This is a genomic window from Curtobacterium sp. B8 (assembly GCF_000333315.1).
GTDB lineage: Bacteria > Actinomycetota > Actinomycetes > Actinomycetales > Microbacteriaceae > Curtobacterium > Curtobacterium luteum.
On the sequence record NZ_BACW01000681.1, the window covers coordinates 1 to 3,063 of the forward strand.

General features: G+C 73.8%; 4 protein-coding genes. 3 read left to right on the plus strand and 1 reads right to left on the minus strand.

Annotation, left to right across the window (positions count from 1 at the left end; translation table 11 throughout):
• Positions 1–387, minus strand: a 387-nt coding sequence (locus tag I59_RS20445) for a glycoside hydrolase family 3 N-terminal domain-containing protein (protein ID WP_042726911.1), incomplete at its 3' end; no start/stop codon positions are given.
• Between the two features lie 54 nt (positions 388–441).
• Between I59_RS20445 and I59_RS18155 the strand changes: the two genes are divergently transcribed.
• The 3 genes from I59_RS18155 to I59_RS18170 all read left to right on the plus strand — a co-directional run.
• Positions 442–1,128, plus strand: a complete 687-nt coding sequence (locus I59_RS18155; RefSeq protein WP_022905088.1) for an SDR family NAD(P)-dependent oxidoreductase — start codon at positions 442–444, stop codon at positions 1,126–1,128.
• Between the two features lie 279 nt (positions 1,129–1,407).
• Positions 1,408–2,613 carry a sensor histidine kinase gene (locus tag I59_RS18165; protein ID WP_148286311.1) on the plus strand — a complete coding sequence of 402 codons (1,206 nt, stop codon included), beginning with the start codon at positions 1,408–1,410 and terminating at the stop codon, positions 2,611–2,613.
• Positions 2,610–3,063: response regulator transcription factor (locus I59_RS18170; RefSeq protein WP_022905091.1), on the plus strand; the 454-nt coding region annotated here is incomplete at its 3' end. The genes I59_RS18165 and I59_RS18170, both read left to right, overlap by 4 nt.

Below are 3,063 nucleotides of genomic sequence, written 5' to 3' on the forward strand. Positions count from 1 at the left end.
CGACGACATGATCGCCCAGGTATGGGCCTCGGTGACGGCCTTCTCGAACGCGAGGAGGTAGAGCTCGCGGAGCGCCCGGTCGGACACCTCGGTCGAGGCGGTGAAGCGGTCGGTCTCGTAGTCGTTCGCGACGTAGTGCTTCGGGGTCGCGGCGACACCGTTCTCCTGCACGCCCTCGACGTAGGACGCGGCGAGGACCGCGGTGAGGACCGGGTCCTCGCTGAAGGCCTCGAAGTGGCGGCCGCCGAGGGGCGAGCGGTGCAGGTTGATGGTCGGTCCGAGGACCACGTCGACGCCCTTGCGCCGGGCCTCGACCGCAGCGGCGGCGCCGTAGCGCTTCGCGATCGCCCGGTCCCAGCTCGCCGACAGCTCCTGGCACGGGACCACGGGACGCGCGCGTTCCGTGGGACGACTCCTCCTTGTTCGGCTAGCGTGCAGCGCATGGACCTGCAGCTCTCGGATCGTGTCGCGCTCGTCGTCGGGGGGAAGGGCTACATCGGCCGCGCGGTCGTGGACCGTCTCCGTGCCGAGGGGGCGACCGTCGTCGTGGCCTCGCGCAGCGCCGGGGACGACGAGGACGGCGTGGTGATCGACACCGCGTCACAGGAGTCCGTCGACGCCGGGGTCGCGACGGTGGTCGAGCGGCACGGGCGCATCGACGTCCTGGTCGTGACGGCGGCTCCGAGTGCACGGACCCTCGACCCCGCGCGGAAGTCCGACCCCGAGCAGGTCGCCGCGGCGATCGACGGCAAGGCACTCGGCTTCCTGCGCGTCGCGAACGCCGTCGTCCCGCACCAGCGCGAGGCCGGCTTCGGCCGGGTGGTCGTCGTGAGCGGCCAGAACGCCTACATCTCGGGCAACATCACCGCGTCGCTCCGGAACACCGCCGCCAACGTCATCGCGAAGAACCTCGCCGACGAACTCGCCGGGACGGGCGTCAGCGTGAACGTGGTGAACCCGGGGACCGTGACCGACGAGCCGGCGGCCCAGGTGCAGCACGGTGCGGGCGGGGAGTCGAGCCCGCAGCAGATCGCGGACCTCGTCGCGTTCCTCTCGTCCCCGCTGTCGGCGCTCAGCGGGGAGTCCGTCTCGATCGCCCACCGGATGCTCGGGTCCGTCGTGGTCTGACCCCAGGGCGCGTCCCACGACGGCGGGCGGGGGGACGACCCGTTCGTCCTCGGGACGGATGCGCTTCGGCCGCCCGCCCGATGCCCGACGGGTGGTCGGTCCCCCAGGCTGACACCATGGACTCCTCGATCAAGCACGTCATCGCCACCCTGTCGGTCTGCGCCGGGATCGTCGCCGTCACCGCGTGGGCACTCATCGCGATGTCCCCGGTGGCGTGAGCACCGGGAGCGACGCGGCCCACGGCCGAGCGGCGCACGACCCCGTGCGATGATCGGAGCCGTGACGGAAGGGCGCACGTTCATCCGACCGCTCGCCACGCGCTCGATCGTCGTCGACGTGGTCTGGGCGGTCGTCGCGGCGCTCGCCTTCCTCGCCCCGGTCGACCTCGAGCTCGAGCACGCCAGCATCCTCGCCGTGGTCGCCGCCGCCGGTGCCATCGCGGTGCGACGGATCTCGCCGTCGGTCGCGATGCTCCTGGTCGTCACGCTCGGCTTCGTCCAGGTCGCCGGCGGCGAACGGCCGTCCCTCGTCGACCTCGCGATCTTCGTGGTGATCGGCACCAGCGCGATCGTGGGCACCCGCGCCGAGGTCGTCCTCTCCGGACTGCTGGCGTTCGTCGCCGGCGTGGGCGCGACGCTCTACCTCACCGTCACCGGGTTCCGGTTCGCGGTGCTCGTGAACGGTCCCCGCGACCAGGCCTTCCTCGCCATGGCGGCACCGGCCGCGGCACTCCTGGCGGTGTGGGCGGGCGGCCTGGCGGTCCGCGCGTTCCGGTCCCGCGACCGCGAGTCCGAGCGCCGCGCCCACGCCGAGGAGGCCCGCTCCCGCGCCGAGGCCGTGGCCACCGAGGCCGAGGCGACCGCCACCCGCGCCATCGACGTCGCGGAGTCGGAACGCATCCGTGCGGCGATCGCCCGCGACGTGCACGACGTGGTGGGACACTCGCTCGCGGTGATCATCGCGCAGGCGGACTCGGTGCCGTTCCTCGCCGACGAGGCACGGGTCCGCGAGGTCAGCGCCACGATCGCCAGCACGGCCCGGAGCTCGCTCATGGAGGTGCGGCAGGTCCTCGGCCAGATCGACGGCACCGGCGACTCCGGCCCGGCGACGCTCGACGAGATCGTGCAGGGCATCCGCGACGCCGGCGTCCCGGTGGAGCACGCCGTCCGCGGCGGTCCCCGACCGTTCGGCCACGACGCCGGGACGGCCGCCCGACGGGTGCTGCAAGAGATGCTCACCAACGCGCTCCGGCACGGCGCCCCCGGCATGCCCGTCACCGTCCGGGAGACGTGGCGGTCCGCCGACCTCGTCCTCGAGGTCGAGAACGTCGTCGGCAGCGGCGCGACCGGCGGCTCGGGCCGCGGGGTCGACGGCATGCGCTCCCGGCTCGCCGCGCTCGACGGCTCCTTCGACGCCGCGGTCCTCGACGACGTGTTCGTGGCCCGCGCCCGCATCCCGATCGACATCCCAGGGGGGAACCGATGACGAACACGACCGACGAGCCAGCCGACCAGGCACGCCCGACCGGCGGCGCCGACCCGGCACGACCGACCGACGACGTCCACCAGCCAGCCGCCCCGGCGGGCGCGACCCCGCGCCCCATCCGCGTCCTCCTCACCGACGACCAGGCGCTCTTCCGAGCCGGCCTCCGCGTGGTGCTCGACGCGCAGGACGACATGGTCGTGGTGGGCGAGGCGTCGGACGGCGCGGAGGCCCTCACCGCGATCCCGGCCGTCCGCCCGGACGTGGTGCTCCTCGACATGCGGATGGCCGGCATGGACGGGGTCGAGACCGTCCGACACCTCTTCTCGGGGAGCTTCCCCGCCCCGGTCCCCCGCGTCATCGTGCTCACGACGTTCGGCCTCGAACCGGCGGCGGCGACCGCGATCCGCCTCGGTGCGAGCGGGGTCCTGCTCAAGGACACGACCCCGCCGT

What these genes read in the sequence shown, in the direction of transcription:
- I59_RS18155 (WP_022905088.1), top strand. Translation starts at nt 442, where the DNA reads ATGGACCTGCAGCTCTCGGATCGTGTCGCGCTCGTCGTCGGGGGGAAG.